Origin of the sequence: Pseudomonas berkeleyensis, assembly GCF_014109765.1 — a bacterium.
In the GTDB taxonomy this organism is placed as follows: domain Bacteria; phylum Pseudomonadota; class Gammaproteobacteria; order Pseudomonadales; family Pseudomonadaceae; genus Aquipseudomonas; species Aquipseudomonas berkeleyensis.
In genome coordinates this window covers 2,613,848-2,636,318 of sequence record NZ_CP059139.1, presented here as the reverse complement: position 1 = coordinate 2,636,318, position 22,471 = coordinate 2,613,848, and the positions used below count along the sequence as shown (strand labels likewise).

The 22,471-nt window shown below is 61.8% G+C and carries 27 protein-coding genes; 19 read left to right on the top strand and 8 right to left on the bottom strand.

Features of this window, described 5'->3' with window-relative positions; all coding sequences use genetic code 11:
- The first annotated feature begins 104 nt into the window (after window positions 1–104).
- The gene (locus HS968_RS12310; RefSeq protein WP_182371446.1) at window positions 105–299 is read left to right on the top strand and encodes a hypothetical protein; all 195 of its coding nucleotides are present in this window, start codon (window positions 105–107) and stop codon (window positions 297–299) included.
- A 9-nt stretch (window positions 300–308) separates the two neighbouring features.
- Window positions 309–551: a hypothetical protein gene (locus tag HS968_RS12305; RefSeq protein ID WP_182371445.1), complete on the top strand. Its 243-nt coding sequence runs from the start codon at window positions 309–311 to the stop codon at window positions 549–551.
- A gap of 46 nt (window positions 552–597) precedes the next feature.
- On the opposite strand, the gene HS968_RS12300 is transcribed toward HS968_RS12305, so the two are convergent.
- A complete protein-coding gene (locus HS968_RS12300) occupies window positions 598–1,323 on the bottom strand; it encodes an amidotransferase (protein WP_119691135.1) in 726 nt (241 codons plus the stop codon).
- Window positions 1,324–1,622: 299 nt separating this feature from the next.
- On the opposite strand from HS968_RS12300, the gene HS968_RS26560 reads away from it, so the two are divergent.
- From HS968_RS26560 to HS968_RS12290, 3 genes are all read left to right on the top strand, one after another.
- Window positions 1,623–1,736, top strand: a complete 114-nt coding sequence (locus tag HS968_RS26560; protein WP_283956761.1) for a PA2485 family small membrane protein — start codon at window positions 1,623–1,625, stop codon at window positions 1,734–1,736.
- Window positions 1,737–1,758: 22 nt separating this feature from the next.
- Window positions 1,759–1,959 carry a type III secretion system co-regulatory protein PtrC gene (gene ptrC, locus HS968_RS12295; RefSeq protein ID WP_106741704.1) on the top strand — a complete coding sequence of 67 codons (201 nt, stop codon included), beginning with the start codon at window positions 1,759–1,761 and terminating at the stop codon, window positions 1,957–1,959.
- 69 nt (window positions 1,960–2,028) lie between these two features.
- A complete protein-coding gene (locus tag HS968_RS12290; RefSeq protein WP_182371444.1) occupies window positions 2,029–2,295 on the top strand; it encodes a PepSY domain-containing protein in 267 nt (88 codons plus the stop codon).
- A gap of 120 nt (window positions 2,296–2,415) precedes the next feature.
- Here HS968_RS12290 and HS968_RS12285 read toward each other — a convergent pair whose 3' ends face one another.
- The 3 genes from HS968_RS12285 to HS968_RS12275 all read right to left on the bottom strand — a co-directional run bounded on the left by HS968_RS12285 (window position 2,416) and on the right by HS968_RS12275 (window position 7,349).
- Window positions 2,416–4,575, bottom strand: coding sequence for a 3-hydroxyacyl-CoA dehydrogenase NAD-binding domain-containing protein (locus HS968_RS12285; protein ID WP_182371443.1), 2,160 nt, complete (start codon window positions 4,573–4,575; stop codon window positions 2,416–2,418).
- A gap of 90 nt (window positions 4,576–4,665) precedes the next feature.
- Window positions 4,666–5,871 carry an acetyl-CoA C-acetyltransferase gene (locus HS968_RS12280; protein WP_182371442.1) on the bottom strand — a complete coding sequence of 402 codons (1,206 nt, stop codon included), beginning with the start codon at window positions 5,869–5,871 and terminating at the stop codon, window positions 4,666–4,668.
- 590 nt (window positions 5,872–6,461) lie between these two features.
- Entirely contained in the window at window positions 6,462–7,349 is an 888-nt protein-coding gene (locus tag HS968_RS12275; RefSeq protein WP_179621631.1) for an AEC family transporter, read from the bottom strand.
- Between the two features lie 93 nt (window positions 7,350–7,442).
- On the opposite strand from HS968_RS12275, the gene HS968_RS12270 reads away from it, so the two are divergent.
- Genes HS968_RS12270 through HS968_RS12255 form a run of 4 tightly spaced genes read left to right on the top strand, consistent with a single transcriptional unit; the run spans window position 7,443 to window position 9,296 of the window.
- Window positions 7,443–7,802 carry a rhodanese-like domain-containing protein gene (locus HS968_RS12270; RefSeq protein WP_182371441.1) on the top strand — a complete coding sequence of 120 codons (360 nt, stop codon included), beginning with the start codon at window positions 7,443–7,445 and terminating at the stop codon, window positions 7,800–7,802.
- Window positions 7,799–8,596, top strand: coding sequence for a c-type cytochrome (locus HS968_RS12265; RefSeq protein WP_182371440.1), 798 nt, complete (start codon window positions 7,799–7,801; stop codon window positions 8,594–8,596). Before HS968_RS12270 ends, HS968_RS12265 begins: the two co-directional genes overlap by 4 nt.
- A 9-nt stretch (window positions 8,597–8,605) precedes the next feature.
- Window positions 8,606–9,004 carry a VOC family protein gene (locus HS968_RS12260; RefSeq protein ID WP_182371439.1) on the top strand — a complete coding sequence of 133 codons (399 nt, stop codon included), beginning with the start codon at window positions 8,606–8,608 and terminating at the stop codon, window positions 9,002–9,004.
- A complete protein-coding gene (locus tag HS968_RS12255) occupies window positions 8,991–9,296 on the top strand; it encodes a hypothetical protein (RefSeq protein WP_182371438.1) in 306 nt (101 codons plus the stop codon). Before HS968_RS12260 ends, HS968_RS12255 begins: the two co-directional genes overlap by 14 nt.
- A gap of 3 nt (window positions 9,297–9,299) precedes the next feature.
- On the opposite strand, the gene HS968_RS12250 is transcribed toward HS968_RS12255, so the two are convergent.
- From HS968_RS12250 to HS968_RS12235, 4 genes are all read right to left on the bottom strand, one after another.
- A complete protein-coding gene (locus tag HS968_RS12250; protein ID WP_119691125.1) occupies window positions 9,300–10,097 on the bottom strand; it encodes a transglutaminase family protein in 798 nt (265 codons plus the stop codon).
- Complete coding sequence (locus HS968_RS12245; protein ID WP_119691124.1) at window positions 10,094–11,044, bottom strand: alpha-E domain-containing protein; 951 nt, start codon at window positions 11,042–11,044, stop codon at window positions 10,094–10,096. Before HS968_RS12245 ends, HS968_RS12250 begins: the two co-directional genes overlap by 4 nt.
- Before the next feature lie 3 nt (window positions 11,045–11,047).
- Entirely contained in the window at window positions 11,048–12,457 is a 1,410-nt protein-coding gene (locus HS968_RS12240; protein ID WP_182371437.1) for a circularly permuted type 2 ATP-grasp protein, read from the bottom strand.
- 385 nt (window positions 12,458–12,842) lie between these two features.
- The gene (locus tag HS968_RS12235) at window positions 12,843–13,517 is read right to left on the bottom strand and encodes an alpha/beta fold hydrolase (protein ID WP_238338944.1); all 675 of its coding nucleotides are present in this window, start codon (window positions 13,515–13,517) and stop codon (window positions 12,843–12,845) included.
- Between the two features lie 101 nt (window positions 13,518–13,618).
- Here HS968_RS12235 and ccoN (HS968_RS12230) point away from each other — a divergent pair, with 101 nt between their 5' ends.
- From ccoN (HS968_RS12230) to HS968_RS12185, 10 genes are all read left to right on the top strand, one after another.
- Window positions 13,619–15,058, top strand: coding sequence for a cytochrome-c oxidase, cbb3-type subunit I (gene ccoN / locus HS968_RS12230; protein ID WP_119691122.1), 1,440 nt, complete (start codon window positions 13,619–13,621; stop codon window positions 15,056–15,058).
- The gene (ccoO, locus tag HS968_RS12225) at window positions 15,058–15,666 is read left to right on the top strand and encodes a cytochrome-c oxidase, cbb3-type subunit II (RefSeq protein ID WP_119691121.1); all 609 of its coding nucleotides are present in this window, start codon (window positions 15,058–15,060) and stop codon (window positions 15,664–15,666) included. Before ccoN (HS968_RS12230) ends, ccoO (HS968_RS12225) begins: the two co-directional genes overlap by 1 nt.
- 5 nt (window positions 15,667–15,671) lie before the next feature.
- Complete coding sequence (locus HS968_RS12220; RefSeq protein WP_119691120.1) at window positions 15,672–15,851, top strand: cbb3-type cytochrome oxidase subunit 3; 180 nt, start codon at window positions 15,672–15,674, stop codon at window positions 15,849–15,851.
- Window positions 15,848–16,774: a cytochrome-c oxidase, cbb3-type subunit III gene (ccoP, locus tag HS968_RS12215; RefSeq protein ID WP_119691119.1), complete on the top strand. Its 927-nt coding sequence runs from the start codon at window positions 15,848–15,850 to the stop codon at window positions 16,772–16,774. Before HS968_RS12220 ends, ccoP (HS968_RS12215) begins: the two co-directional genes overlap by 4 nt.
- A gap of 353 nt (window positions 16,775–17,127) precedes the next feature.
- On the top strand, window positions 17,128–18,570 hold the full coding sequence (ccoN, locus tag HS968_RS12210) for a cytochrome-c oxidase, cbb3-type subunit I (protein ID WP_106741739.1): 1,443 nt from the start codon (window positions 17,128–17,130) through the stop codon (window positions 18,568–18,570).
- Window positions 18,570–19,178, top strand: a complete 609-nt coding sequence (gene ccoO / locus HS968_RS12205; RefSeq protein ID WP_119691118.1) for a cytochrome-c oxidase, cbb3-type subunit II — start codon at window positions 18,570–18,572, stop codon at window positions 19,176–19,178. The genes ccoN (HS968_RS12210) and ccoO (HS968_RS12205) overlap by 1 nt, the downstream gene beginning before the upstream one ends.
- A gap of 6 nt (window positions 19,179–19,184) precedes the next feature.
- A complete protein-coding gene (locus HS968_RS12200) occupies window positions 19,185–19,373 on the top strand; it encodes a CcoQ/FixQ family Cbb3-type cytochrome c oxidase assembly chaperone (protein WP_017677205.1) in 189 nt (62 codons plus the stop codon).
- Window positions 19,370–20,365 (top strand): cytochrome-c oxidase, cbb3-type subunit III, encoded by a 996-nt coding sequence (gene ccoP, locus HS968_RS12195; protein ID WP_119691117.1) that lies wholly within the window; start codon window positions 19,370–19,372, stop codon window positions 20,363–20,365. Before HS968_RS12200 ends, ccoP (HS968_RS12195) begins: the two co-directional genes overlap by 4 nt.
- Before the next feature lie 157 nt (window positions 20,366–20,522).
- Window positions 20,523–21,935, top strand: a complete 1,413-nt coding sequence (ccoG, locus tag HS968_RS12190; RefSeq protein WP_119691116.1) for a cytochrome c oxidase accessory protein CcoG — start codon at window positions 20,523–20,525, stop codon at window positions 21,933–21,935.
- 13 nt (window positions 21,936–21,948) lie between these two features.
- Window positions 21,949–22,467 (top strand): FixH family protein, encoded by a 519-nt coding sequence (locus tag HS968_RS12185; protein ID WP_182371436.1) that lies wholly within the window; start codon window positions 21,949–21,951, stop codon window positions 22,465–22,467.
- The last annotated feature ends 4 nt before the right edge of the window (window positions 22,468–22,471 follow it).

Genomic DNA, 22,471 nt, shown 5'->3' with positions numbered 1-22,471 from the left:
ACCATCAACTTGATCGATAGTTACTCTGAAGAGCATCCATTATTCAATCGAAATGACTTAAGCGATTCTGTGCCCACGCCACCTCCCGACCTGGAGCACAGAACATGTCCCGCCTCTCTCAAGCCGCCCGCAATGGCGCCCTGGCCGCCATCGGCCTGTACCTGATCAGCACCTCCACCGTGCTGGTATTGAGCTACGCCACCTTGCACCCCAGCACCCCGACCGTCGAACAGCCAGGCCCGCTGCAGAACCTGATCACTCATCTGCCTGCCCTGCTCGGCGCAGCTTCGCGGGGTTAGGGGACGGTCATGATCAGAACCCAACGCACCCGGCTGTTGATGCTGACCGGCATGGCGCTACTGACCACCCTGCTGGCACTCTGCGGTATCGGCAAGAGCTCGGCCGGTGCCGTGGCGCGCAATATCGAATGCACGCACAAGCTGGCCCACCACCTCGATCTGGCCGAGAGCCTCAAGCGGCAACTGAACAGTCCGCCGCCCGGCAGACGTGAAGCGCTGTCCGCCCACTTCGTGCTCACTCAGCACGCATGAAAAAACCCGGAAAACCGGGCTTTTTCATGCCGGCAAGCGTCAGGTTTCACGCCTTGGCTTCTTTACCCTGGGCGACGAAGCGCATCATCCACTCAGCGACTGCATTGCCTTGTTGGGGGTGCTGGAGGCTCTCGACACCGCTCTGGTAGACCTGCTCGCCCAGGTGCTGCTGGCGCAGCTCGAGCAACGCCCGCGAATAGTCGTGGATGAATTCCGGATGCCCCTGGAAGCACAGCACCTGGTCTTCGATGTGATAGGCCGCGTTCGGGCAGAAATCACTGGTAGCAAGCAGCGTGGCGTTCTCCGGCAATCGGGTGACCTGATCCTGATGGCTGATCAGCAACTGCAGGTTATCCAAGGGCGGATCCATCCACTGCGGCTGGCTGGCAATCCGGTAGTTGTGCACACCAACGCCCCACCCCTGCTCGGCGCGCTCCGTCTTGCCACCCAGCAGCAGAGCCAGCAACTGATGGCCGAAGCAGATACCGAGCAGCTTGTGGCCACGCTGGTAGCGATCGAGCAGATAGGCCTTGAGCGTCTGGATCCAGGGGTCGCTGCCGAACGAGTCAGCCTTGCTGCCCGTCACCAGATAGGCATCGAAATGCTCGCTATCGGGCGGGTAGTTACCCTCCACTACGTTGTAGACACTGAACTCTGCGGCCAGCGGTTGCTTGGCGAACAATTGCTCGAACATGCGGCCGTACCCTTGGTACTGGTCGACCAGCTCGGGGCGCAGAATGTCAGTTTCCAGGATGCAGATACGCAGTGACATGAGGTTTCCTGTGGTGAGCACGAAGTGCAGATGATTTGTGCGTTTTTCTTAACACATGAACCTGCACAAAGAAATAGCCGGGCTTGATTTCCCTGCATATTCGCCTTTCGCCGCCATTGTGCAAGGCCCCAAACAGTCGTCAATTAAAATTTACAATTATCTTATACGGAAGTACCGCTCGGCGCGTTATCAGCCGCCTCGATAGTTACCATGCGCCTCATTCACTTCTGTGATTGCCGCCCCGCGGCGAATATCGCCACATCGGGCAGTCGCCCTCATTGCACAGAAGGAAATTCACCATGAGCATCTATGCCGCACTCGCCAGCTTCGCCGCTGCTTCCGCCTTCCAGACTTCGGCTCCGGCTCGTCCCGCGCCTGCAGCACCAGCCGCCCGCGACATCCGTAAAAGCTGACAGCCTACGCAGGAGAACAGCCATGCACAGCCAACTCAGTCATGACGCCTACGGCGTCACCTATGTTCATCTGCAAGACGGTGGCCTGCAATTCGAAACCGAAGCCGCCCTGCAGCTCGACGACGGCAGCATGCTGACCCTGCGCATGCCGACCCGCCACAGCGAAATATTGGCAATCCATGAAGCCGTGTGCATCCAGCAGGGCTGGTGCCAGGCGGCGTGAAATCGCGATGGTCTAGACTCCTCAAGGCGCCCTTCAGGCGCCTTCTTCAACGGAAAGAGGAACCAGACCATGCAGACACGCAACCTGATCGCCCTGCTCGCTGGCAGCCTGCTGCTGACTGGCCATGCCTTCGCCGATCGCCCCGGCAGTGACTGGATCAGCATCGAGGACGCCCTGAGCAAGGCCCGCGCAGCCGGCTACACCGAACTGCACAAGATCGAGGCCGACAATGACGGTTACTGGGAAGGCGAAGGCCTGAAAGAAGATGGCCGCCTTCACGAATTCCGTATCGACGGCAAGAGCGGTGCAGTGATTCGCGACCAGTTGGACGATTGACTCATCCAGTCAATGAGAAACGGCCCTTTCGGGGCCGTTTCTGCATCCGTAGGGTGCGCCATGCGCACCTGGGACACTCCGCTTGAGCGGTGCACATGGCGCACCCTACAAGGGCAGTTCTCAGAACGTCTCGCCCTTGGCCGCCTTCTCCAGCAGCAGCGCTGGCGGCAGGAAGCGCTCGCCGTACTGCTCGGCCAGGTACTGGGCCCGGGCGACGAAGTCCTTTACGCCGTACTGGTTGATGAATTGCAGCGCACCGCCCGTCCAGGCCGCGAAGCCAATACCGAAGATCGAGCCGATGTTGGCGTCGGCCACCGACTTCAGCACACCCTCCTCCACGCAACGCACCGTCTCGATGGCCTGGATGAAGAGGATACGATCGCGCACGTCTTCCTGCGAGATCTGCGCATCCGCCTTCTCGAAGCGCGCCCTGAGTTCGGGCCACAGGTGCTTCTTGCCACCGGCCGGAGCACCGGCCGCCGGGTAGTCGTAGAAACCAGCACCAGCCGCCTTGCCCGGACGTTTGTACTCATTGAGCATCAGGTCGATGACAGCGAAGGCCGGATGTTCAGGGATGGATTTACCCTCGGCGGCCAGATCCTTGATGGTCTGCTGACGGATGTGGTTCATCAGGCTCATCGACACTTCATCGCTGATCGCCAAGGGGCCGACCGGCATGCCGGCCTTGCGTGCCTCGTTCTCGATCATCGCCGCATTCACGCCTTCGCCGAGCATGGCCAGGCCTTCGTTGGTGAAGGTGCCGAACACCCGCGAGGTGAAGAAGCCGCGGCTGTCGTTGACCACGATGGGCGTCTTCTTGATCTGCATGACGTAGTCGAAGCCGCGCGCCAGCGTCTCATCGCTGGTCTGCTCGCCACGGATGATCTCCACAAGCGGCATCTTGTCGACCGGGCTGAAGAAGTGCAGGCCGATGAATTTTTCCGGCTTGGCCACGGCAGTGGCCAGGCCGGTTATCGGCAACGTCGAGGTGTTGGAAGCGATCACTGCATCGCTCAGCGCAGCAGATTCGGCTGCCGCGGTGACCTCGCCCTTGAGCGCACGATCCTCGAATACCGCCTCGATGATCAGGTCACAGCCGGCGAAGTCCGCCTCGCTATCGGTCGCCTTGATCAACGCCAGGAAGGCCTCGCGCTGCTCGGCCGTCATATGGCCCTTGCTGACTTTCTTGTCCAGCAGCTTGGCCGAGTAGGCCTTGCCCTTCTCCGCTGCTTCGAGGGACACATCCTTGAGCACTACTTCGATGCCGGCCGCCGCCGAAACGTAGGCGATACCGGCGCCCATCATGCCGGCACCGAGCACGCCGACTTTCTTCGTCACCGATTTCGGATAACCCTGTGGGCGTGAGCCGCCGGCATTGATCTCGTTGAGCTGGAACCAGAAGGTGCCGATCATGTTCTTCGCCACCTGGCCGGTGGTCAGCTCGGTGAAGTAGCGCGCCTCGATGATCTGCGCGGTATCGAAGTCGACCTGCGCGCCTTCGACAGCCGCGCACATGATCTTCTCCGGCGCTGGGAAACAACCCTTGGTCTTGTCGCGCAACACGCTCGGGGCGATGGCCAACATCTGCGCCACGTTCGGCGAGCTGGGCGTGCCACCGGGGATCTTGTAGCCCTGCACGTCCCACGGTTGCTTGGCGGCCGGGTTGGCGGCGATCCAGGCGCGGGCCTTGGCCAGCATGTCATCGCGGTCGCTGGCCAGGTCGTGGATCAGGCCGGCCTTGAGCGCCGCGTCCGGGCGCACCTTCTTGCCTTCGGCCAGGTACGGCAGGGCCTTTTCCAGGCCAAGGATGCGCACCATACGCACCACCCCGCCGCCGCCCGGCAGCAGGCCGAGAGTCACTTCCGGCAAACCGAGCTGCACGTGGCTCTCATTCAGGGCGATGCGGTGGTGACAGGCCAGGGCGATTTCCCAACCGCCGCCCAGCGCCGCACCGTTGATGGCAGCGACCACGGGCTTGCCGAGGGTTTCCAGGCGGCGTAGCTGCCCCTTGATCTTCAGGATCATCTCGTAGAAGCCTTGAGCCTCGGCCTTGGTGACCTTGATCAGCTCGTTTAGATCGCCGCCGGCGAAGAAGGTCTTCTTCGCCGAGGTGACGATCACCCCGGCAATCGAATCCTTTTCCGCTTCCAGGCGATCGACGATCTGGCCCATGGCTTCGCGGTAGACCGCGTTCATGGTGTTAGCACTCTGGCCGGGCATGTCCATGGTCAGGACGACGATATTGTCCTGGCCCTTTTCGTAACGGATGGCGTCAGTCATTTTTGTATTCTCTTCCCAAAGCTGCGAGAGCTGCGTAGGGCGGGTACAACCCGCCAACATACGAATGGCGGGTTTCACCCGCCCTACCGGTCAGACTCGTTCGATGATCGTGGCGATGCCCATGCCACCGCCGACGCACAATGTGGCCAAGCCGTAGCGCAACTGACGTTTCTCCAGCTCGTCGAGCAGCGTGCCGAGGATGGCGCAACCGGTGGCGCCCAGCGGATGACCCATGGCGATCGAGCCGCCATTGACGTTGACCTTGTTCTCGCTCACGCCCATGTCCTTCATGAACTTCATCACCACCGAGGCGAAGGCCTCGTTGACCTCGAACAGATCGATGTCATCGATGGACAGCCCAGCCTTGGCCAATGCCTTGCGCGTAGCCGGCGCCGGGCCTGTAAGCATGATGGTCGGGTCGGTACTGGTCACCGCCGTGGCGACGATGCGTGCACGCGGTTTCAGGCCCAGTTCCTTACCCTTGGCCTCGGAGCCAATCAGCATCAGCGCCGCGCCATCGACGATGCCCGAGCTGTTGCCCGGCGTATGCACGTGCTCGATACGCTCGACATGGCTGTAAACGCGCAGCGCGGTGGAGTCGAAGCCCATCTGCCCCATCATCTCGAAGCTGGGCTTGAGCTTGCCGAGGCCATCCAGTGTGGAGTCGCCACGAATGAATTCGTCATGGTCGAGCAGCACGATGCCGTTCTGGTCGGCCACCGGAATCAGCGACTTGCCGAACGAACCATCAGCGTTGGCCCGTGCCGCCTTCTGCTGCGAACGCAGGGCGAAGGCATCGACATCGCTGCGGCTGAAGCCCTCCAGGGTGGCGATCAGGTCGGCGCCGATACCCTGCGGCACGAAATTGGTGTGGATATTGGTTTCTGGATCCATCACCCAAGCGCCGCCATCAGAACCCATGGGAATGCGCGACATGGACTCCACGCCACCGACCACCACCAGATCCTCGAAGCCAGAGCGCACCTTCATCGCCCCCATGTTCACCGCCTCCAGGCCAGAAGCGCAGAAGCGGTTGAGCTGCACGCCCGCCACGCTGACATCCCAGTCCGCGACCATGGCAGCGGTCTTGGCGATATCGGCGCCCTGGTCACCCACTGGCGTCACGCAACCCAGCACGATGTCGTCAACCTGGCTGGTATCCAGATCGTTGCGCGTTTGCAAAGCGTTCAGCAGGCCGGCAACCAATTGAACGGGCTTGACGCTGTATAACGCGCCGTCCTTCTTGCCCTTGCCACGGGGCGTGCGCACCGCGTCGAAAATATATGCTTCGGTCATGGCATCCTCGAAAGGTTATGCAGCGCTGGCGACGACAATGGCGCCGACGCGCTGGTTCTTGTTTGAGCACCTCTACCTTAACGCGCAGCGGCCCGCGCTCAATGACCTAAGCGCTCAGCGCCATTGACCACTGAGCTCAGACGAACGGTCGTTTGTTCGATTGATCACCGAGCATGCAAGCAAGCTGTCTGCCTCAAGGCCTGCGTAGTTTCAGCAGGCAGGAGAAATAGCTCGAACCTTCTAACAGCCTGTGCTTAGAAACCAAGTCATCTAAGGCCAGTGTGACTGCAACCCTAGAGTTATTCAGGCACTGACAGAGAAATCAGTGCAGGGAGCCGCCGCCGGGTCATGCCGGGGCGGTGAATCAGCGGCACGCCCAGGTGTGACGCGGCGCCCCCAGGTAGTACGGCAGGCGCCCGATGCCACACCGATAACAACAAAAGGCATACGGCCATGTTCAAACAGCCGAAATACCGTCAGGCTGGCGTCATTCTTTTCGCCACAGCGGTCATCCTGATCCTTCCCAACCTGACCCGTCTGGTCAGTTGATCACCCACCGTGCCCGTAACTGCGCAGACGCCGTAGCGCGCTCAGCGCAGTGCGGGCATCCACCAGGCGAGCAACAGTGGAATCAGCGCAAAAGCCAGCAGCGTCGAACACAGCACCAGGCTGGCGACCTGCTCGGGCGAGCGGCCGGCGCGTACCGCAAAGAGATAGTTGAACACCGCCACCGGCATCGACGACTGCAACACCAGCACAGCGTGCGCCAGTGGTTGCAGGCCAATCGCCCAGCCGATGAGCCAGCCCAGCGCCGCGCCACAGAGAATGCGCAGCAAGCCCAGCAGCATCCCGTTACCCAGGTGCTGCACGCGGATACTGGCCAGGGAAACGCCCAGGGTGATCAACATCAGCGGGATGGTCATGCCGCCCAACAGGTCGACGGTATTGGCCAGCCAGCGCGGCAATTCCAGATCGAGAAACAGCACCGGCAGCACCAATGCCAGACTGATCATGATCGGATTGAGCAACAGCCCCTTGAGTGAACCCTCAGCGCCCGACAACAACATGCCGATACTGAAATGACCCACCGAGAGCACCAGAAAGAATGCCACGGCCAACGCCAGGCCCGCCTCGCCGAAGGCGAACAGCGCCATGGGCAACCCCATGTTGCCGGAGTTGGGAAACAGGTAGGCCGGCACCAGCACCTTCCAATCCAACCCGAACAGTCGGCTCAGCAGCCAACCGACCAGCCCCATGGACGAGGTCACCAGCACGCAGGCCAACGCCATTTGCGAGAAGGCGCTCATTTCCAGTTCGGCCCGACTGAGCGTCGAGAGCACCAGACACGGCGTGCCAATGTTGAGCACCAGCCGCGCGATGAAATCCGTGGGATATTGCTGACCACTGCGCACCCAGCCGTAGCCGATGCCTGCCGCTATCAGTACCGGTGCCAGAACGGCAAACAACTCGGCTAACATCTACTACTCCCGTCAGGTCAAGCGAGGCATCCTAGACTGCATAAAAGGCTCGGGCAATCATGCTCGGCCATTCGAGCCGCTCTGGAGTGCACCATGCGTTTGATTCTCCTGCTCACCGCCCTGCTCGGCCTACTCGATGCCCACGCGAACGAAATCGACCAGCAGGCGGCCCTCACGGCCTTGCAGCGCGACGACAGCCTGCTGATCGACGTACGCAGCGCCGAAGAATTTGCAGAGGGTGCACTGCCCGGCGCGATGCGTATCGGCCACGAGGATATCGCCGCGCAGATCCACACCATCAGCCCCGACAAGAACCGCCCGCTGGTACTCTACTGCCGCAGCGGCCGACGCTCGGCGCTGGCCCAGCAAAGCCTGGAGAACCTCGGTTATCGTCACGTCATCAATGCCGGCGCCTACGACGACCTGCTGCCTCTGCTGGAGAACAAAGAATGAAGTCCCTGCTGTTCTCCCTGATCGTCCTGAGCTGCACCGCACAGGCCGCCGAGTTCGAGGTGCAACTCAACGATACCCGGCACACCTGGAGCAGCAGCGAACTGCTGAATCACCCGCAGGCTCGTGAGATCGAAATTGCCGACGACGTCAGCTACAAGCGCCCCATGAAATACCGCGCCGTGCCGATCAGCGCATTACTGGACGGCGTAACGCCGGGCGATCATCTGCAAGCCGTGGCACTGGACGGTTTTGCCGCCGAGCTGCCGGCAGCCATTCTGCTGGCCAGCGAAGGGGCCAAGGCCTGGCTGGCCATCGAAGACCCGCAGCATCCCTGGCCGCCACTGGCCTCAGGCAAGCCCAGTGCGGGCCCGTTCTATCTGGTCTGGACAGACCCTGCGGCCAGCCAGATCGGCCCTGAGCAGTGGCCGTTTCAGGTCGCCAGGATTCGTCAGTTGGCGCCCGTGGAACAGCGTTTCCCCGCCCTGCTACCGGCAGCAGATGCCAGCAGCGAGGTGCAGGCAGGGTTCGCCCTCTATCAGAAGAACTGCATGGCCTGCCATCGCCTCAATGGTGCGGGTGACTCCGCCTTCGGCCCGGATCTGAATATCCCGCACAACCCGACCGAATACTTCACGGGCGACTTCCTGCGTCAGTACATCCGCGACCCACAGAGCCTGCGGCGCTGGCCGCAGGGGCGCATGCCTGGGTTCAGCGAGCAAGCCATACGCGCCCATGAGCTGGAGCAACTGATCGGCTATCTGCAGCATATGGCGCAACGCAAGGTCACGCGCTAGGGGGACAACATGCATCGCAGCAGACTGGGCAACATCGTGATCGACTGCAACACTGGCGACCTGCTAGCCGAAGCCAGATTCTGGAGTCAGGCGCTGGGCTATCCGCTACCAGAGAAAATCGAGGACGAAACCACGTACATTCAGCTACAGACCCCGCCGGGAGAGGTGCAGGTGATCATCCAGCGCGTACAGCACGAAGCTCGCGCCCACCTGGACATCGACACCGATTCGATCGCTGATGAAGTGGCACGCCTGGAAGGCCTCGGCGCCAGTGTCGTGACCCGTAAGGAGGCCTGGGTGGTGATGCAGGCACCCAGCGGTCATCGCTTCTGCGTCGGCAGTCCCTATCGCGCCGGTTTCGACGAACACGCCAACCACTGGAACACGAACACAGATGGAAAGACCTGAATTCACGGACGAAGAACGCGCCCTCATCCTGGCGGTCGCCAGCGGCAGCGACAGCAAGCTCGAGCGCATCCTCGGGCACCTGCCCTGGATCGCGCCGGGCATCGCCTTCATCATCTACGGGGCACTGAGCGGACAACTGCACGCCGTCACCATCGGTGCCCTGTCGATTCTCCTCTACCAGCTCTGGGGGCTGGTTCAGGAACTACGGTACTCGGCACTCTATACGGCGATCTTCCGCAAAATCGCCCGCCAACTGGATGAGCCGCGACAAGACACCCCGGAACAACACTAGCCCCTACTGCTGGCGCACCTGCAACAAGGGGGCGACTTGAACCTGGGCGTGCATCTGCTCGCAACCACCGCCCCGGCGCATGCCGCGTACCGGGCAGGCATCCAGATAGTCCAGGCCGACTGCCAGCTTGAGGTGGCGTTCCGGGCGCGCCAGGCAGTTGGTCACATCGAAGCTGTACCAGGCGTCGCCCACCCAGGCTTCGGCCCAGGCATGGCTGGCCAGGTGCTCGGAGTCATCAGTGTAGAGATAGCCAGAGACGTAACGCGCCGGCACGCCCAGGCTGCGCGCGCAGGCGAGAAAGGCATGGGTGTGATCCTGGCAGACCCCACGGCGACCGGCGAAGGCCTCGGCGGCGCTGGTGTCTACCTCGGTGATACCGGGCTGATAAGCGATATGCGCGTTGAGCGCATGCATCAGATCGATCAGGCCATTGCGGTCGCTACGTGCCTTGCCGTGTTGCGCGGCGAACTCGCGAATGGCGTCGTCGGCCTGGGTCAGGCGGGTGAAACGCAGGAATGGCAACGCCGATTGACGCTCATGCTCGGCCTCGCAGGTTTCATCGATCTCAACCTGGCCGCGGGCACCGATAACGATGGCCTCATGCGGCTCATCCAGGGTCAGCACATGGAGGATGTTGCCGTAGGGGTCGAGCTGGGCGTGCACCGGGCGCGGCAGGTCGAGCTGCCAACTGAGCACCTGCTGGCGCTCGCTGTCGTGCGGGGTCAGGCGCAGGTACTGGATGCTCGCGCGCACCTGATCATCGTAACGGTAGGTGGTGTCATGGCTGATCGAGAGTCTCATGCGACCTCCAGATAGGACGTATGGATGGTATTGCCCAGCTGGCGCACCAGCAGGATGAAGTCGGTAAGCCAGGCATGCAGGCCTTCGTCGAGCACTTCGTCGATGCTGGTGTAGCGCAACCGCGCATCCAGTTCGGCAGCCAGGCGCTGCGCAGGACGACCGTTCTCTCCGGGTAGACCCGCAAGCATCAGGTTGAGTTCTTCCATGCAGGCACGCAGTGAGCGCGGCACGTCGGGGCGCAGCAGCAACAACTCGGCAACCTTGCGCGTGCGTGGTGAGCCACGGTAGATCTCGGCGAAAGCCTCGAACGAGGACAGCGCCCGTAGCAGCGCACTCCATTGGTAATAGCTGCGCGCGCTGCGCTCTTCCAGTTCGTCGATCTCTTCGCCGAGCATTTCGTAGCGCGCGTCGAGCAGGCGCAGGGTGTTGTCGGCACGCTCGATGAAGGTACCCAGACGGATGAAGCGGTAGGCCTCGCCGCGCATGATGGTGCCGAAGGTGGCGCCACGGAACAGGTGTGAACGCTCCTTGACCCACTCGCAGAAACGGCTGATGCCGTAACGTCCCAACCCCTGTTCGGCGATGCCGCGCATCTCCAGCCAGGTGGCGTTGATGTTCTCCCACATGTCGGCGGTGATCCGCCCGCGTACCGCATGGGCATTGCTGCGCGCGGCCTGCAGGCAGCAGTAGATGCTGCCCGGGTTACTCGCATCGAGAGCGAAGAAGTGCAGCATGCGCTCGGCGTGTAGCGGGCCGTGGCGCTCCAGGTAGTCGTCCAGGGTGCCGGTGATCAACAGCGGCATGGCCAGTTCATCGAGGCCATCACCACGGCCATCCTGCGGCATCAATGACAGCGAATAGCTGACGTCGAGCATGCGTGCGAGGTTCTCGGCACGCTCCAGGTAACGCGACATCCAGTACAGATCGGAGGCAGTTCTCGAAAGCATGGGTCAGTCCTCCACCACCCAGGTGTCCTTGGTACCGCCGCCTTGCGACGAGTTGACCACCAGCGAGCCTTCGCGCAATGCCACACGCGTCAGTCCACCGGGCACCAGGCGGGTTTCGCGGCCAGTCAGAACGAACGGACGCAGATCGATATGACGCGGTGCGATACCGCGTTCGACGAAGGTCGGGCAGGTCGACAGGCTCAGCGTCGGCTGGGCGATATACGCCTCCGGCTTGGCGATCAGGCGCGCGCGGAAGTTCTCGATTTCGGCCTTGGTCGCCGCTGGGCCGACTAGCATGCCGTAGCCGCCGGAGCCCTGGGTCTCCTTGACCACCAGTTCGGGCAGGTTGGCCAAGACGTGGGAGAGTTCTTCCGGTTTGCGGCACTGCCAGGTCGGTACGTTCTTGAGGATCGGCTCCTCGTCCAGATAGAAGCGGATCATGTCGCCGACATAAGGGTAGATCGACTTGTCGTCAGCCACGCCAGTGCCAATGGCGTTGGCCAGCACCACGTTGCGTGAGCGATAAGCCGAGAGCAGCCCGGGCACACCGAGCATGGAATCGGGATTGAAGGCCAGCGGATCGAGGAAGGCGTCATCGAGGCGTCGGTAGATCACGTCAACCTGCTTCGCACCGGCCGTGGTGCGCATGTACACCTTGTCGTCACGTACGAACAGGTCGGCCCCCTCCACCAGCTCCACGCCCATCTCGCGAGCGAGGAAGGCGTGCTCGAAGTAGGCACTGTTGAAACGCCCCGGCGTCAGCACCACCACCGTGGGGTTGTCCAGCGGGCTGGAACTCTTCAGCGCGTCGAGCAGCAGGTTCGGGTAGTGATCCACCGGCGCCACGCGCTGCGCGGAGAACAGCTCAGGAAACAGGCGCATCATCATCTTGCGGTCTTCGAGCATGTAGCTCACACCGCTGGGCGTACGCAAGTTGTCTTCCAGCACGTAGTAGCTACCGTCGCCGTCACGCACCAGGTCGACCCCGGCGATGTGCGCGTAGATGTCACGGTGCAGGTCGAGGCCCTGCATGGCCATCTGGTAACCCTCGTTGGCCAGCACCTGCTCGGCAGGAATGATCCCCGCCTTGATGATGCGCTGGTCATGGTAGAGGTCGGCGAGGAACAGGTTGAGCGCCTGCACGCGCTGTATGCAGCCGCGTTCGACGATGCGCCATTCGCTGGCGGGGATGGAGCGAGGAATGATGTCGAAGGGAATCAGGCGTTCGGTGCCTTGATCGTCACCATAGAGGGTGAACGTGATACCAGCTCTGTGGAACAGGAGATCCGCCTCTCGGCGGCGCTGGGCCAGCAGGTCATCGGGGGTATCAGCCAACCAGCGGGCAAACTCCCGATAATGCGGGCGGACTGCACCGCTCGCGTCGTACATCTCGTCATAAAAGGTGCGGGCCATGCCGTACTCCTTGTCACCCGGACTTGCAGCATCCTCTGCAAGGCCCGAGCCAGCACAATTAATCCTTTAATTTCAATCAGATACCAACAACACCCAAACAAAACGCACCACAATGGTGCTGCGCAATGTTTCTGTCATGAGGCGCCGCCCCATTGCGTGGCACAGCAAAATCCCGCTGGCCATGGGCAGTGCGCGGTGAAGGCAAAAAGCCTGCAGCCCCCGCTCTGCAGCGGGCCCGGACACGTACTTGTCACATTGCGTGACCGACCGGTCAAGCGCAACCGCTTTTGCAGCGGTAACGCCCGTTAAAACGTGTTTGAATGAGAGGCAGCCCGAATGAAGTCCAGCCGCGGACGCCTAGGGTTCACGCATACGAAGCCCTGCCTCAGCTTACGCCCAGAAAATCGGTGATGACCCGAGTGGCGGTGTCGAGATGCTGCTCATGGCTGAAACCGGAAGCCTTCAAAGGCTTGAGGTCATGATCAGCTGCCGCCAGCCAGTGCAACTCGATGGCGGCTGACAGGTTGTAACCGGCCACGGCCTCGCGATTGCCCAAGGCATCACGCTCGCCCTGAACGATGAGAGTCGGCGTGCGCAGCTCGGCCAGATGTGCAACGCGCGGCTTCTCCGGCTTGCCCGCGGCATAGAAGGGATAACCGAGACAAATCAGCGCTGCCGCATCCAACTCGTCGGCCAGCAGGCTGGCCATGCGTCCGCCCATGGACTTGCCGCCAATGGCCACAGGGCCTGCGACCTGTTGGCACACCCGGGCATACACCTCACGCCATTGCTGCAGCAGTTGCGCCTGCGGATTGGGGGGGCGTTTGCGCCCATCCACCCGTCGCTGCGCCATGTAGGCGAACTCGAAGCGCACCACCCGTACACCACGCGCCGCAAGGCTCTGCGCCATGCGCTGCATGAACGGGCTGTCCATCGGTGCGCCCGCGCCATGCGCCAGGATCAGGGTCACCGCAGCCCCCTGCGGCGCTTCGTCCCACAGCCAGGGCTGCTTCCCCTCACATTGATCAGCGTCAATAAACCCAGATGGCCCTTTGCTCATGCTTGCCTCGCGTCGATATCCGTGGTGTCCGTGGCTTGCTCATGCCTGCGGCCGCCACGGTTATCGGACGCTCTGCCATAACCGTGTATGGAAGCCCAGACATGAACACAACAACCCGTTCCGCCTACAACTACAGGGTGGTTCGCCAGTTCGCCATTATGACGGTGGTTTGGGGCATCGTTGGTATGGGACTCGGCGTTTTCATCGCCGCCCAACTGGCTTGGCCCGACCTCAACTTCAACCTACCCTGGACCAGCTTCGGCCGGCTCCGCCCCCTGCACACCAATGCGGTGATCTTCGCCTTTGGCGGCTGCGCACTGTTCGCCACCAGCTACTACGCGGTACAGCGCACCAGCCAGACCACCCTGTTCGCCCCCAAACTGGCTGCCTTCACCTTCTGGGGCTGGCAACTGGTGATCGTGCTGGCTGCCATCAGCCTGCCGCTGGGCTGGACCAGCTCCAAGGAATACGCCGAACTGGAGTGGCCGATCGACATCCTGATCACCATCGTGTGGGTGTCCTACGCCATCGTCTTCTTCGGCACGGTGATGCAACGCAAGGTCAGTCACATCTACGTGGGCAACTGGTTCTTCGGTGGCTTCATCCTCACCGTGGCCATCCTGCACGTGATCAACAACCTGGAAATCCCGGTCACCCTGACCAAGTCCTACTCGCTCTATGCGGGCGCCACCGATGCGATGATCCAGTGGTGGTACGGCCACAACGCCGTGGGCTTCTTCCTGACCGCCGGTTTCCTCGGGATGATGTACTACTTCGTGCCCAAGCAGGCCGGTCGCCCGGTCTACTCCTACCGCCTGTCCATCGTCCACTTCTGGGCACTGATCGCGGTCTACATCTGGGCCGGCCCGCACCACCTGCACTACACCGCGCTGCCGGACTGGGCTCAATCGCTCGGCATGGTGATGTCGCTGATCCTGCTGGCGCCCAGCTGGGGCGGCATGATCAACGGCATGATGACCCTCTCGGGTGCCTGGCACAAACTGCGCACCGACCCGATCCTGCGCTTTTTGGTGGTATCCCTGGCCTTCTACGGCATGTCGACCTTCGAAGGCCCGATGATGGCCATCAAGACCGTCAACGCCCTGTCCCACTACACCGACTGGACCATCGGCCACGTGCACGCTGGCGCTCTCGGCTGGGTAGCCATGGTGTCGATCGGCTCGCTGTACCACCTGATCCCGAAAGTCTTCGGTCGTGAGCAGATGCACAGCATCGGCCTGATCAACGGCCACTTCTGGCTGGCGACCATCGGCACCGTGCTGTACATCGCCTCGATGTGGGTCAACGGCATCACCCAGGGCCTGATGTGGCGTGCAGTCAACGAAGACGGCACCCTCACCTACTCCTTCGTCGAAGCGCTGGAAGCCAGCCATGTCGGCTTCGTGGTGCGGGTGATCGGCGGCGCCATCTTCTTCAGCGGCATGCTGCTGATGGCCTGGAACGTCTGGCTGACCGTACGCAGCGCCAAATCGACCGAGATGGAAGCCGCTGCGCAGTTCTCGGTAGAAGGAGCCCACTGATGAAACACGAGATTCTCGAGAAGAACATCGGCCTGATGGCCCTGGTGATGATCCTGGCGGTCAGCATCGGTGGTCTGACCCAGATCGTTCCGCTGTTCTTCCAGGACGTCACCAACGAGCCGGTGGAAGGCCTCAAGCCTTACAACGCGCTGCAACTGGAAGGTCGCGACATCTACATCCGCGAAGGCTGCGTCGGCTGCCACTCGCAGATGATCCGTCCGTTCCGTGCCGAAACCGAGCGCTACGGCCACTACTCCGTCGCCGGTGAAAGCGTCTGGGATCACCCCTTCCTGTGGGGTTCCAAGCGCACCGGTCCGGATCTGGCTCGCGTCGGCGCGCGGTACTCGGACGAGTGGCATCGCGCCCACCTGTACAACCCGCGCAACGTCGTACCGGAATCGATCATGCCCGCCTACCCCTGGCTGGTGGAGCACACCCTCGATGGCAAGGACACCGCCAAGAAGATGAGTGCCCTGCGCACTCTCGGCGTGCCCTACAGCGAAGAGGACATCGCCGGTGCCAGCGACGCGGTCAAGGGCAAGAGCGAGATGGACGCTCTCGTCGCCTACCTGCAGGTGCTGGGCACCGCCGTGAAGAACAAGAGGTGAGTGCCATGTTCGAGCTTATCGATATCGGCACCCTGCGTGGCCTAGGCACTGCGCTGGTTCTGATCGCCTTCACCGCCGTCACCCTCTGGGCCTATAGCGGCAAACGCCGCGACGCCTTCGCCGAAGCGGCCAACCTGCCCTTCGCCGACGAGCCCAAGCCCGCCGTTACGAGGATCCAAGCATGACCACCTTCTGGAGTTGGTACATCACCCTGCTGACCGTCGGTTCGCTGGTCGCGCTGTTCTGGCTGATCTTCGCCACCCGCAAGAGCGAAGTGCACAAGAACCCGACCGAGCAGACCATGGGTCACGCCTTCGATGGCATCGAGGAGTACGACAACCCACTGCCCAAGTGGTGGTTCATGTTGTTCCTCGGCACCCTGGTGTTCTCCGTCGGCTACCTGGTGCTCTACCCCGGCCTGGGCAACTTCAAGGGCCTGCTGCCCGGCTACAAGGACGGCTGGACTCAGGTCAACCAGTGGCAGCGCGAGATGGATCGTGCCGATGAGCTGTACGGCCCGATCTTCGCCAAATACGCCGCCATGCCGATCGAGGAAGTGGCCAAGGACGAGCGCGCGCTGAAAATGGGCGGTCGCCTGTTCGCCTCCAACTGCGCCGTGTGCCACGGCTCGGACGCCAAGGGCAGCTATGGCTTCCCCAACCTGGCCGACAGCAGCTGGCGCTGGGGCGGCGAGCCGGAAACCATCAAAACCACCATCATGCATGGTCGTATCGGCGTAATGCCGGCACAAGGCCCGATGATCGGCGAAGATGGCGTACGTAACGTCGCAGCTTACGTGCTCAGCGAACTGGGTGGCCGCGAGCTGCCGCAGGATGCGAACGCGGATGTCGCCGCCGGCAAGCAGATCTTCGCCACCCTCTGCTCCGCCTGCCACACCCCGGCCGGCACCGGCACGCCAGCGATGGGCGCCCCGAACCTGACTCAACCGAGCGCCTTCATCTACGGCAGCAGCTTCGCCCAGTTGCAACAAACCATCCGCTACGGCCGTAGTGGCAACATGCCCGCCCAGGGCGACTTCCTCGGCAACGACAAGGCCCACCTGCTGGCCGCCTATGTCTACAAACTGAGCCAGGAGGACGCCAAGTAATCTACTGTTAACCCTGCTGTACCGGCGACCGTCATGCGGTCGCCGATCCTTCCTTATATATGTGCGACTCAGTGTCGCACCTGCCGACCAACTGCCCTGCAAATTCCTTGACCTGGGCTAAGCTACCTTTCAGTCGCCATTTGTCATAACTCCAAGGCGATCCTTCCTTAGCGCCGCGCAAACTGGTTGCGCCAAAAGCTGCCAGAGTAATTTTCTGACCGTCCGATATGGCTTCAGAAAGGCTCTGAAACCCTATTCGTGTCGGCACGTTACGTTGCAATGGCTACCTGCTTTCTCCATACTTGCCGCCGATTTTTGCCCCATAAAAATCCATTAACCGTGGAACCCCTAGCATGAGCACAGCAATCAGTCAGACTGCTTATAACTATAAGGTGGTCCGCCAGTTCGCCATTATGACGGTGATCTGGGGGGTCATTGGGATGGGTCTAGGCGTGTTCATCGCCGCACAACTCGTGTGGCCGGAACTCAACCTTGGCCTGCCGTGGACCAGCTTCGGCCGTCTGCGCCCGCTTCACACCAACGCGGTGATCTTCGCCTTCGGCGGATGCGCACTGTTCGCGACCTCGTACTACGTGGTCCAGCGCACCTGCCAAACGCGCCTGATTTCCGACGGTCTGGCTGCCTTCACCTTCTGGGGCTGGCAAGCGGTCATCGTGCTCGCGGTGATCACCCTGCCGATGGGCTACACCAGCTCCAAGGAATACGCTGAGCTGGAATGGCCGATCGACGTGCTCCTGGGCATCGTCTGGATCACCTACCTGCTGGTGTTCTTCGGTACCATCGTCAAGCGCAAGACCAAGCACATCTATGTGGGCAACTGGTTCTTCGGTGCCTTCATCCTGGTTACCGCCATGCTGCACATCGTCAACAGTGCCGCCATGCCGGTGAGCCTGTTCAAGTCGTACTCGGCCTATGCCGGTGCTACCGACGCGATGATCCAGTGGTGGTACGGCCACAACGCCGTGGGATTCTTCCTGACCACCGGCTTCCTGGGCATGATGTACTACTTCGTACCCAAGCAGGCCGAGCGTCCGATCTACTCCTACCGCCTGTCCATCGTGCACTTCTGGGCGCTGATCACCCTGTACATCTGGGCCGGCCCGCACCACCTGCACTACACCGCGCTGCCGGACTGGGCTCAGTCCCTGGGCATGGCCATGTCGGTCATCCTGCTGGCTCCGAGCTGGGGCGGCATGATCAACGGCATGATGAGCCTGTCTGGCGCCTGGCATAAGCTGCGCACCGACCCAATCCTGCGCTTTTTGGTGGTATCCCTGGCCTTCTACGGCATGTCCACCTTCGAAGGCCCGATGATGGCCATCAAGACCGTCAACGCCCTGTCCCACTACACCGACTGGACCATCGGCCACGTGCACGCTGGCGCCCTCGGCTGGGTAGCGATGATTTCCATCGGCTCGCTGTATCACCTGATCCCGAAAGTCTTCGGTCGTGAGCAGATGCACAGCATCGGCCTGATCAACGCACACTTCTGGCTGGCGACCATCGGCACCGTGCTGTACATCGCCTCGATGTGGGTCAACGGCATCACCCAGGGCTTGATGTGGCGTGCAGTCAACGAAGACGGCACCCTCACCTACTCCTTCGTCGAAGCCCTGGAAGCCAGCCATGCAGGCTATGTCGTACGCATGATCGGCGGCGCCTTCTTCGTGACCGGCATGCTGCTGATGGCCTACAACACCTTCCGCACCGTGCGTGCCGCCAAGCCGGCTGAATACGAAGCGGCTGCGCAGATTCCCGCCGGAGTAGCTCACTGATGAAACACGAAATCATCGAGAAGAATATCGGCCTGATGGCGCTGCTGATGGTGATTGCCGTCAGCATCGGTGGCCTGACCCAGATCGTCCCGCTGTTCTTCCAGGACGTCACCAACGAGCCGGTGGAAGGCCTCAAGCCCTACACCGCCATGCAACTGGAAGGTCGCGATATCTACATCCGTGAAGGCTGCGTCGGCTGCCACTCGCAGATGATCCGTCCGTTCCGCGCCGAGACCGAGCGTTACGGCCACTACTCCGTCGCCGGTGAAAGCGTCTGGGATCACCCCTTCCTGTGGGGCTCCAAGCGTACCGGTCCGGATCTGGCCCGCGTCGGCGGCCGTTACTCGGACGAGTGGCATCGCGCCCACCTGTACAACCCGCGCAACGTAGTGCCTGAGTCGAAGATGCCTGCCTACCCATGGCTGGTGGAGAACAAGCTCGACGGTCGCGACACCGCCAAGAAGATGGAAGTCATGCGTGGCTTCGGCATCCCGTACACCGACGAAGATATCGCCGGCGCCCGCGATGCAGTGAAAGGCAAGACCGAAATGGACGCGCTGATCGCGTACCTGCAGGTTCTCGGCACTTCCATCAAGAACAAACGGTAAGACGCTATGGACATCGGGATGATTCGCGGCATCGGCACGGCGGTGGTTTTCATCGCCTTCATCGGCGTGGTGCTCTGGGCTTACAGCAGCAAGCGCAAGTCCAGCTTCGACGAAGCTGCCAACCTGCCCTTCGCCGACGATCCCAAGCCCGAGTCCAAGCGCGATCAGGACTCTTCCAGGAGCAATAACCAATGACCACGTTCTGGAGTTGGTACGTAACCATTCTGTCTCTGGGCACCATCTTCGCCCTGACCTGGCTGATCTTCGGCACCCGCAAGGGCCAGCGCCAGGAGACTACCGAGGAAACCGTCGGGCACAGCTTCGACGGCATCGAGGAGTATGACAACCCGCTGCCGAAGTGGTGGTTCATGCTGTTCGTCGCCACCATCATCTTCGCCCTGGGCTACCTCGCTCTGTATCCGGGCCTGGGCAACTGGAAAGGCGTGCTGCCGGGTTACAACTACCTCGACAACGAGAAGCAAACCCCCTTCGCTGCTGGCGTACAGATCGCTGACGGCTCCATGCGTCATGCCGGCTGGACCGGCGTGCACCAGTGGGAGAAGGAAATGGCGCGCGCCGACGAGCAATACGGCCCGCTGTTCGCCAAATACGCTGCCATGCCGATCGAGGAAGTGGCCAAGGACGAGCAAGCCCTGAAAATGGGTGGCCGCCTGTTCGCCTCCAACTGCTCCGTTTGCCACGGCTCCGATGCCAAGGGCAGCTACGGCTTCCCCAATCTGACCGACAACGAGTGGCGCTGGGGCGGCGAGCCGGAGACCATCAAGACCACCATCCTGCATGGTCGCCAGGGCGCAATGCCGGCCCAAGGCCCGGCCATCGGCGAAGACGGCGTACGCAACGTCGCTGCCTACGTGCTGACCCAACTGGCTGGTCGTCAACTGCCGGAAGGCGTTGAAGCCGATATCGAAGCAGGCCAGAAGGTCTTCGCCGGTACCTGCTTCGCCTGCCACGGCGCCGACGGCAAGGGTACTCCTGCCATGGGTGCACCGAACCTGACCAACCCGGCAGCGTTCATCTACGGCAGCAGCTATGCTCAACTGCAGCAGACCATCCGCTACGGTCGTCACGGCAACATGCCTGCCCAGGAAGAATTCCTCGGCAACGACAAGGTGCACCTGCTGGCCGCCTACGTGTACAGCCTGTCGCACAAGGCACAAGAGCAGTAAGCCTCACGGCCCTTGCCTGCAAGGGCCAAGCCGTCTGGGACGCGACCGCCGGTCGCACCCAGATGGTGCTTCATCAGGCGTACCATAGGGCAACCGTGAAACGACTCTGACCGCACGTACGGTCCGGGCTGCCAATCAACCGCCGTGGTATGCATTGATGAGCAAACAGATTCCCGTTCAGGACGTCACCCCTCCTTCCGCCAAGAACGCCAGCGTCGACCTCTACGCCAGTCAAGAGAAGATCTACACGCGCGCGTTCACCGGGCTGTTCCGCAATCTGCGACTCGCGGGTGGCGCCCTCCTCTTCCTGCTGTTCTTCGGCACCGTATGGATCAACTGGAATGGTCATCAGGCCGTCTGGTGGAACCTGCCGGAACGCAAATTCCACATTTTCAGCGCAACCTATTGGCCTCAGGACTTCATGCTGCTGTCCTGGCTGTTGATCATCTGCGCCTTCGGCCTGTTCTTCATCACCGTTTTCGCCGGCCGCGTCTGGTGCGGCTATACCTGCCCGCAGAGCGTATTCACCTGGGTATTCATGTGGGCCGAGAAGGTCACCGAGGGTGACCGCAACCAGCGCATGAAGCTGGACAAGCAACCCATGAGCGGCAAGAAGCTGGGACGCAAGCTGGCCAAACACAGCATCTGGATCGGTGTGTCGCTGTTGACCGCCATTACCTTCGTTGGCTACTTCACGCCGATTCGTGATCTGGTCATCGAGATCTTCACCGGTGAAGCCAGCGGCTGGGCCTACTTTTGGATCGGTTTCTTCACCCTCGCCACCTACGGCAACGCCGGCTGGCTGCGCGAACAGGTGTGCATCTACATGTGTCCCTACGCCCGCTTCCAGAGCGTGATGTTCGACCAGGACACCCTGATCGTCTCCTACGACCCGCGTCGCGGCGAATCACGCGGCCCACGCAAGAAGGACGCCGACTACAAGGCTCAGGGGCTTGGCGACTGCATCGACTGCAAGATGTGCGTGCAGGTCTGCCCCACCGGCATCGACATCCGTGATGGTCTGCAGATCGAATGCATCGGCTGCGCCGCGTGCATCGATGCCTGCGACGACATCATGGAGAAGATGAACTATCCCAAGGGACTGATCAGCTACACCACTGAACACAACCTGTCCGGACGCAAGACGCACCTGCTGCGCCCACGCCTGATCGGGTACGCTGTCGCGCTGGTTGCCATGATCGGCCTGTTCGCCTGGGCCGTGGCCAACCGGCCGCTGGTCGAGCTGGACGTGCTCAAGGATCGCGTGCTGTTCCGCGAGAACGAGCGCGGTCATATCGAGAACGTCTACACCCTGAAGATCATGAACAAAGCGCAGCGTGACATGACCTACGTGATCACCGCCGACGGCCTCGATGGCCTGGTGTACGAAGGCAAGCGCGAAGTGCGAGCCCTAGCGGGCGAGGTGTATTCCTTCCCGGTCGAGCTGTCCATCGCTCCTGAGAAGCTGCCCTCCAGCGCCAACAACATCGTCTTCCACGTACAATCCGCGGATGACCCCAGTATCAAGAACGACGCCGACAGCCGCTTCATCGGCCCAAGCGTCCGCTGACAACGGAAAACGCATGACCGAGCAAACCACATCGCCAGTCAAACCCTGGTACAAGCAGTTCTGGCCCTGGTTCATCATCTTCCTGCTGGGCTACTCCGTGGTGCAGGGGCTGACCCTGCTCACCGTTGCCACGCGCAACCCACCAGGGCTGATCTCCGACGATTACTACGACGTCGGCAAAGGCATCAACCAGTCACTGGAGCGGGAGAAGTTCGCTGAGCGCCTGCAACTGCATGGCCAACTGAACCTCGACAACACCACCGGCGTCGCCACCCTGACCCTGGAAGGCAACAGCCGGCCGCAGCAGATCGTGCTCAACCTGATCTCGCCAACCCAGCCGGAGCGTGATCGCCGCGTCATCCTGCAACCCGCTGCCGACGGCCAGTACCGCGGGCAGATGGTCGATGAGGTCAGCGGTCGTCGTTTCGTCGAACTGCTCGGCCAGGAAGGCAGCCAGAACTGGCGTCTATTCGAGGAAGAGAACATCACCGATGGCCAGGCCATCATGATCGGTGACAATCCCTCCTACTGACCCA

Bases quoted from the DNA above. Each gene is read 5' to 3' on its own strand.
- HS968_RS12310 (WP_182371446.1), top strand. From the start codon at position 105: ATGTCCCGCCTCTCTCAAGCCGCCCGCAATGGCGCCCTGGCCGCCATC.
- HS968_RS12305 (WP_182371445.1), top strand. From the start codon at position 309: ATGATCAGAACCCAACGCACCCGGCTGTTGATGCTGACCGGCATGGCG.
- HS968_RS12300 (WP_119691135.1), bottom strand. From the start codon at position 1,323: ATGTCACTGCGTATCTGCATCCTGGAAACTGACATTCTGCGCCCCGAG.
- HS968_RS26560 (WP_283956761.1), top strand. From the start codon at position 1,623: ATGAGCATCTATGCCGCACTCGCCAGCTTCGCCGCTGCTTCCGCCTTC.
- ptrC (WP_106741704.1), top strand. From the start codon at position 1,759: ATGCACAGCCAACTCAGTCATGACGCCTACGGCGTCACCTATGTTCAT.
- HS968_RS12290 (WP_182371444.1), top strand. From the start codon at position 2,029: ATGCAGACACGCAACCTGATCGCCCTGCTCGCTGGCAGCCTGCTGCTG.
- HS968_RS12285 (WP_182371443.1), bottom strand. From the start codon at position 4,575: ATGACTGACGCCATCCGTTACGAAAAGGGCCAGGACAATATCGTCGTC.
- HS968_RS12280 (WP_182371442.1), bottom strand. From the start codon at position 5,871: ATGACCGAAGCATATATTTTCGACGCGGTGCGCACGCCCCGTGGCAAG.
- HS968_RS12275 (WP_179621631.1), bottom strand. From the start codon at position 7,349: ATGTTAGCCGAGTTGTTTGCCGTTCTGGCACCGGTACTGATAGCGGCA.
- HS968_RS12270 (WP_182371441.1), top strand. From the start codon at position 7,443: ATGCGTTTGATTCTCCTGCTCACCGCCCTGCTCGGCCTACTCGATGCC.
- HS968_RS12265 (WP_182371440.1), top strand. From the start codon at position 7,799: ATGAAGTCCCTGCTGTTCTCCCTGATCGTCCTGAGCTGCACCGCACAG.
- HS968_RS12260 (WP_182371439.1), top strand. From the start codon at position 8,606: ATGCATCGCAGCAGACTGGGCAACATCGTGATCGACTGCAACACTGGC.
- HS968_RS12255 (WP_182371438.1), top strand. From the start codon at position 8,991: ATGGAAAGACCTGAATTCACGGACGAAGAACGCGCCCTCATCCTGGCG.
- HS968_RS12250 (WP_119691125.1), bottom strand. From the start codon at position 10,097: ATGAGACTCTCGATCAGCCATGACACCACCTACCGTTACGATGATCAG.
- HS968_RS12245 (WP_119691124.1), bottom strand. From the start codon at position 11,044: ATGCTTTCGAGAACTGCCTCCGATCTGTACTGGATGTCGCGTTACCTG.
- HS968_RS12240 (WP_182371437.1), bottom strand. From the start codon at position 12,457: ATGGCCCGCACCTTTTATGACGAGATGTACGACGCGAGCGGTGCAGTC.
- HS968_RS12235 (WP_238338944.1), bottom strand. From the start codon at position 13,517: ATGAGCAAAGGGCCATCTGGGTTTATTGACGCTGATCAATGTGAGGGG.
- ccoN (WP_119691122.1), top strand. From the start codon at position 13,619: ATGAACACAACAACCCGTTCCGCCTACAACTACAGGGTGGTTCGCCAG.
- ccoO (WP_119691121.1), top strand. From the start codon at position 15,058: ATGAAACACGAGATTCTCGAGAAGAACATCGGCCTGATGGCCCTGGTG.
- HS968_RS12220 (WP_119691120.1), top strand. From the start codon at position 15,672: ATGTTCGAGCTTATCGATATCGGCACCCTGCGTGGCCTAGGCACTGCG.
- ccoP (WP_119691119.1), top strand. From the start codon at position 15,848: ATGACCACCTTCTGGAGTTGGTACATCACCCTGCTGACCGTCGGTTCG.
- ccoN (WP_106741739.1), top strand. From the start codon at position 17,128: ATGAGCACAGCAATCAGTCAGACTGCTTATAACTATAAGGTGGTCCGC.
- ccoO (WP_119691118.1), top strand. From the start codon at position 18,570: ATGAAACACGAAATCATCGAGAAGAATATCGGCCTGATGGCGCTGCTG.
- HS968_RS12200 (WP_017677205.1), top strand. From the start codon at position 19,185: ATGGACATCGGGATGATTCGCGGCATCGGCACGGCGGTGGTTTTCATC.
- ccoP (WP_119691117.1), top strand. From the start codon at position 19,370: ATGACCACGTTCTGGAGTTGGTACGTAACCATTCTGTCTCTGGGCACC.
- ccoG (WP_119691116.1), top strand. From the start codon at position 20,523: ATGAGCAAACAGATTCCCGTTCAGGACGTCACCCCTCCTTCCGCCAAG.
- HS968_RS12185 (WP_182371436.1), top strand. From the start codon at position 21,949: ATGACCGAGCAAACCACATCGCCAGTCAAACCCTGGTACAAGCAGTTC.